Annotated in this window: 10 protein-coding genes; all 10 read right to left on the bottom strand. The window is 35.4% G+C overall.

Features of this window, described 5'->3' with window-relative positions; translation table 11 throughout:
* Window positions 1-219 precede the first annotated feature (219 nt).
* Window positions 220-792 (bottom strand): dUTP diphosphatase, encoded by a 573-nt coding sequence (locus tag KVT34_RS29120; RefSeq protein ID WP_217563172.1) that lies wholly within the window; start codon window positions 790-792, stop codon window positions 220-222.
* Entirely contained in the window at window positions 743-919 is a 177-nt protein-coding gene (gene fbpA, locus KVT34_RS32805; RefSeq protein ID WP_217563173.1) for a Fur-regulated basic protein FbpA, read from the bottom strand. Before fbpA ends, KVT34_RS29120 begins: the two co-directional genes overlap by 50 nt.
* A 98-nt stretch (window positions 920-1,017) precedes the next feature.
* Window positions 1,018-1,452 (bottom strand): hypothetical protein, encoded by a 435-nt coding sequence (locus tag KVT34_RS29130; protein ID WP_217563174.1) that lies wholly within the window; start codon window positions 1,450-1,452, stop codon window positions 1,018-1,020.
* Between the two features lie 13 nt (window positions 1,453-1,465).
* Window positions 1,466-1,693: a hypothetical protein gene (locus KVT34_RS29135; RefSeq protein ID WP_217563175.1), complete on the bottom strand. Its 228-nt coding sequence runs from the start codon at window positions 1,691-1,693 to the stop codon at window positions 1,466-1,468.
* The gene (locus KVT34_RS29140) at window positions 1,686-2,153 is read right to left on the bottom strand and encodes a hypothetical protein (protein ID WP_217563176.1); all 468 of its coding nucleotides are present in this window, start codon (window positions 2,151-2,153) and stop codon (window positions 1,686-1,688) included. The genes KVT34_RS29135 and KVT34_RS29140 overlap by 8 nt, the downstream gene beginning before the upstream one ends.
* Before the next feature lie 12 nt (window positions 2,154-2,165).
* Window positions 2,166-2,411: a hypothetical protein gene (locus KVT34_RS29145; protein WP_217563177.1), complete on the bottom strand. Its 246-nt coding sequence runs from the start codon at window positions 2,409-2,411 to the stop codon at window positions 2,166-2,168.
* 69 nt (window positions 2,412-2,480) lie between these two features.
* On the bottom strand, window positions 2,481-2,819 hold the full coding sequence (locus KVT34_RS29150; protein ID WP_217563178.1) for a hypothetical protein: 339 nt from the start codon (window positions 2,817-2,819) through the stop codon (window positions 2,481-2,483).
* A 147-nt stretch (window positions 2,820-2,966) separates the two neighbouring features.
* Window positions 2,967-3,680, bottom strand: a complete 714-nt coding sequence (locus tag KVT34_RS29155) for a hypothetical protein (RefSeq protein WP_217563179.1) — start codon at window positions 3,678-3,680, stop codon at window positions 2,967-2,969.
* Window positions 3,681-3,699: 19 nt separating this feature from the next.
* Entirely contained in the window at window positions 3,700-4,095 is a 396-nt protein-coding gene (locus KVT34_RS29160; RefSeq protein WP_217563180.1) for a replication terminator protein, read from the bottom strand.
* Window positions 4,096-4,106: 11 nt separating this feature from the next.
* The coding region (locus tag KVT34_RS29165; RefSeq protein WP_217563181.1) for an ORF6C domain-containing protein at window positions 4,107-4,472 on the bottom strand (366 nt) is incomplete at its 5' end.

Below are 4,472 nucleotides of genomic sequence, written 5' to 3' on the forward strand. Positions count from 1 at the left end.
AAATATAAAAAATGTTGAAAAATATAAAACAATATTAACAAGCCACAGTGTCCCAATTATTTGGGGTTACCTATTGCCTTAGCACCATGCACTATAGCGATACGAGGTAAAAAGTTCCTGACAATATATAAGGCTTCATGCCTATCTTTTGCATTTATATCTACATTTAGCGTCCCTTCCACCGGTGGTAGTTCATAAGTAACAACAAACTTATACATCTTAATATCCACTCGCTTGACGTTTGAAATTTTCTTCATTCTTATCTTTGTAAGCTTGTACAATATCCTCGTATTTAAAGCCGTATAAATAGCAAATACGGAAGAACACACCAAACATCTTTCTTAATTCTGTTATTGGACAATTTCTATATAAAATCCATTGTCTTTTTGCTTTAAATACTTCCATACTCCACATTTCAAATAATCGGTTAATACTGTAAATATTTCTTTGACACATCTTCGCATAATGGAAACATCCAATAATGTTCTTCTGATCCCTAGTAGTAGCGTTTATTTCTAAAACGATTGATAAAAGAAAATGTAATCCATCTACCAACTCATCTAACAATTTATCCCTATCCGGTGTTTTAAATTTAGTGCTCCAATACTTAAATGACTTTGTTTCGTTCCAAGCTTCATTTACTTCCACCTGCAGTGCATAGAACTTTAATTCAATACGATCCTCTGCCTTATAACTAATATGCTGATCTAGCTCCTTTTGCATAGATAACAATTGTCGTAAGCTAAATTTCTTCTCTAGTTCTGCGTCTGTGATTCTGTGTAGTTCTAGCATTCTTCTGTGCCTCCAATATTTTTAGGAGTCTTTCGACAGACAACTCATACAACTGCCTGCCGTCCTCCATTTTATAAAAGTTAAAATTATGAATTAACTGACCTATAATTCTTTCTTTCCTGCCCATGAATCCCCCGAGCGCTTTTTGCAATGTATTTTTTCAAATGTCCTAAATGTACTTGCGATTATCAATAAAACGAATATTAAAAATACAAGACTCATAATTTATCCCGCTAAATCTTCTTTGAAGAATAATGGCTCTAAATCTTCTGCCATAACTTCATATGTTTGACCTGAATTAACAATCCCTACAGTTACTACGTTACCGTCCTGGTGCATTACTGTTAGTGCATATACATCATCAGATACCCAATCACCGGGAGTAAACTTCCCTGGGACTCTCCCTTTACGTCTAAATACTTCACGCCAACCCTCATCATCAATTTCTACTGCAGTAGCAAAACGGCACTTTTCAATATGATTAAATCCATAGTCACCTGCAATGGAACCTACACTTTTCCATTGACCCCATATCTCTACTTTGTCATTAATAGTATCCTTAATAACTTTTTCCACTTGTACAATTTGTAGGCCATCTTCCATTTCACATACAACCCAATGACCAGGAACCACTTTTGTTTCACCTATTTGTAAATTCATCATCATTTCCCCCTTAATCTAATGCTTCTATTTCTTTCAACGATCTATTAGAAACTTCAATACTACGAATACGAAAATCATAGTGTTTACAATAACGCTCACGGACTATACGGGCTGCGTCTTCCCTTGTTTCTGCTTCACAAAATTCCAACTTAAATCCAATGTTTGTAACAATATCCACCATATAGGTATCAATTTGCTCATATACGACAGCATCTTCTATTGTTAATTGCTCAACCATTTACAGGTACTTTTGCTAATGTAATTGTTAATTGCTTATCCAATAGTGTTCCTATTACTGCGTTCATCCAAAGATTAGGGTTAATCTTTCTCTTTAAAAACTCAATTACTGTAATTAATTCCTCTGTAGATAGCGGAACGAATTCACCTAGTTTTTCCTGGTTAAACTTACCGCCACGCTTTTCTATGTTTAAAGTAATGCTATTTTCTCTTACAAATTGTTCTGCAGTTACTAGATCAAACTGCCGCACCTTTTCTCTTCCGTATTTATCCGTTATCTCTTTTAGAGCATCTTTAATTACACCAAAGCTTACTACTTTTAATGTTTCTTCAGCTTGACCGCTGCATTGTTTACAAAGTGTCTTTTCCAATCCTTCAATATACATCGTTTTTTCATCAGAGGGCGGTATTGTATCACCGCAAATATCACAATATTCCCCTACATCAAAGATATCTACCATAATAAACATCTCCTATTTATCTATTTTTTTAAGTTCAGTTTCATAGAAACAATCCGTCTCATCTGGTTTTCCGAATTCATCAAGGTTGTCAATATTAACAACCCTGCGAATCGGATATTTACACTCATAACCTTCTTTTTCTTTTACGATTACTCGTTTTGCTAGCTCTGTTTTATCACCTGCACACATGTAATGTTTTGGCCGCCCATGTGAAGGGATTAAGAAACTAAATTTTTTCGAACGATATACTGTTTTCATAGGTTTGCTCCATATGATATAATTGCAAAAGTTAATATTTTTTAAAGGTCCCGTTGCAGCGGGCTTTTTTTATGCGTTTTTTCTAATGTGTTCCACAACTTCTTTACTTCCACCAACATCCTCTAAACGTTTTGCTACATCAAGAACATTTTTTCTTTCCTGCTCCCGATCATGTTTCATTTTTTTGTAATACATAGCTGATAACTCTTTTGATATTTCTAGTTCTCTCATAACTTTTTTTCTATGTAGTTCATGCAGCTCTACATATAAAGTCTTATTACACTCTTCATTTGCCCGTTCCATCTGTTTATATAAAATGTCTTGATTTTGGATGCATTCTCTAAGCTCTTTTTCTAACTTCTCTGCTGCTGCTAAATGCTCCGGAAGGACTCTGTTTTCTATTCCCAATCGTACTCACCTCTTTTTCTAGTTGTTCAGCTTCATCGAGTTTTCTCTCAATGAAGCTGCCGCCTTTGTAAAGTGCAAGTGCAAAAATTCCAATCCCTAAACCAAAGATACAAACGGCACTAGTACTTTCTACTGTTGAAATATCCATTACGCAATAATGAATACCTTTTCTGATTTAACTTCTTCCTCAAGCGCTGCTACTAAATAGGCTTTAATGTTTTTAATTGCTTGTAACTTCCAAGCCCCGCCATCCGCTTCAAATAGTCCACAAGTCGGGCCTGTCTTCATACGGAAAATAAATTCACTTTCAGGCTGCTCAACTTCAACGAACGTTCTGTAAGGCTGTAGGGCTACTGGATTAGGTACTTTTACATTTCCACGTGTCGAAACTCCTGTTTTAGCAGTAACAGCTTGTGAAACCCCATCATCGCCAATCTCTCGTACAGTTTCATCCGCAATAGTTCCAATTACTTGTAATACAATGTCACGGTCATTATTTTTAACGAATCCTGATTGCATACTAATGTTAAAGTCCTCTGTGTCATGGAATCTCCCAAAACTAAAATGTGGAATTAAAGCTTCTGCTTTCACGAATTTACTACGATTGCAATTACCGTTTAATGCAGTAAACAAACTCACTTCTGTTGGACTTTCAATGTGAATCATAATTGTTTCTGCTGTATCAAAATTAGATTTCGCATAATCTACTAAACTAGATAGGCTACGTACAGTTAAAGCACGTGGTGTCGGTTCTTCCACTACATGCAACTGCTGATTAGAATACGTTTGACCGTTGATTTCCTCTACTTCTGCATTTCCTAAACCTACTACATATTGCAAAGCTTCTTTTGTCATTGACATACTTCATTTCCCCTTTTCATTAATTTGATTTTCTTTGTAAATCTACAACAACATTTGGATCTTGATTTTCAACAACCTTTTCGCCTACATCAGTAGCGAGATCACCCTCAGTATCCATATACATCTGTCCTTTTACTCCGGATGCAAGCTCTTGGCCAATAATATTACCGCTATTATCCTGGCCTAATAGAATTTTTGATTCTACTTCTTCTGCAGGTGCTAAAGTAGATTTCGCTTGTACTTTACAGTCCCAAACGTCACGCTTTTTATCACCTACAAATGTAAGCGTTACTGTGATTTTTCTAGCTTTTTTGGGATCAGTATTTAAATCCGCCATATTTTCAGTTACTCGTTCGAATTCTCTATCAAACTGCTCCGCTAATGCTCCATCAGCGAATGAATTTAAATCAATCATGTTTTTACCTCCTACGCAGTTTTACTACCGTTAAATAATGGTCTCCAACCTTCAATGAAACTTAGTGCTTCATCGAAATCTTTTTGAAGAATATTAGGATAAGCATTCACTTGGTATGCATCTTTTAAGTTCTTCCATAAAGCGGAGTACACTTTTCTAGTTGTAATGTATAGTTCTTTATCTATCTTGTCTTCATTCCATAGCTTATGTACTCGTTTATTTACAGCGTTTCTGATTACTTGCTGCTGTCCATAATCTAGTGTGATACGTTCGTTAATATCTTTCTTTATTTGTTCCACATCTCTTTTTAAATCGACTACGTCCTCATTTAATTCGATAGTCATTTTCATTTTGGCCAGTATACTTTCTTTTGCTTT

This window comes from Paenibacillus sp. GbtcB18, from assembly GCF_019091125.1.
In the GTDB taxonomy this organism is placed as follows: Bacteria; Bacillota; Bacilli; order Paenibacillales; family NBRC-103111; genus Paenibacillus_F; species Paenibacillus_F chitinolyticus.

Bases quoted from the DNA above. Each gene is read 5' to 3' on its own strand.
- KVT34_RS29130 (WP_217563174.1), bottom strand. From the start codon at position 1,452: ATGAATTTACAAATAGGTGAAACAAAAGTGGTTCCTGGTCATTGGGTT.
- KVT34_RS29120 (WP_217563172.1), bottom strand. From the start codon at position 792: ATGCTAGAACTACACAGAATCACAGACGCAGAACTAGAGAAGAAATTT.
- KVT34_RS29155 (WP_217563179.1), bottom strand. From the start codon at position 3,680: ATGTCAATGACAAAAGAAGCTTTGCAATATGTAGTAGGTTTAGGAAAT.
- fbpA (WP_217563173.1), bottom strand. From the start codon at position 919: ATGGGCAGGAAAGAAAGAATTATAGGTCAGTTAATTCATAATTTTAAC.
- KVT34_RS29160 (WP_217563180.1), bottom strand. From the start codon at position 4,095: ATGATTGATTTAAATTCATTCGCTGATGGAGCATTAGCGGAGCAGTTT.
- KVT34_RS29140 (WP_217563176.1), bottom strand. From the start codon at position 2,153: ATGGTAGATATCTTTGATGTAGGGGAATATTGTGATATTTGCGGTGAT.
- KVT34_RS29145 (WP_217563177.1), bottom strand. From the start codon at position 2,411: ATGAAAACAGTATATCGTTCGAAAAAATTTAGTTTCTTAATCCCTTCA.
- KVT34_RS29135 (WP_217563175.1), bottom strand. From the start codon at position 1,693: ATGGTTGAGCAATTAACAATAGAAGATGCTGTCGTATATGAGCAAATT.